The organism is Ruminococcus sp. N15.MGS-57 (assembly GCF_000980385.1).
GTDB classification, from domain to species: Bacteria; Bacillota; Clostridia; order Oscillospirales; family Ruminococcaceae; genus Hominimerdicola; species Hominimerdicola aceti.
Map to the genome: position 1 here is coordinate 1 of NZ_LARF01000164.1, position 262 is coordinate 262.

1 pseudogene is annotated in these 262 nt (G+C 43.9%); it reads left to right on the forward strand.

Going from position 1 to position 262, the window contains the following annotated elements:
* Nucleotides 1-42 precede the first annotated feature (42 nt).
* A pseudogene (locus WS40_RS11110) lies at nucleotides 43-262 on the forward strand (IS481 family transposase); the annotation flags it as partial.

Consider the following 262-nt stretch of genomic DNA (forward strand, 5'->3'; position numbering starts at 1 on the left):
AAACAAGGGTATACACGCTGTCTTGAAAGTCTTTACAGGGTTATGAAAAAACTAGGAATGCTTCCGAAAAAGCCGAAGAAAGCGACGTATAAACCAAAGCCATACGAGCAGATGACATACCCCGGAGAGCGTATTCAGGTGGACGTAAAGGTAGTTCCGAGAAAGTGTATAGCTGACCCTGAGATGAAGCTGTACCAATACACGGCGATCGATGAGTATACCAGGATAAGATTTTTATACGGATATGAGGAGCAAAGCACCT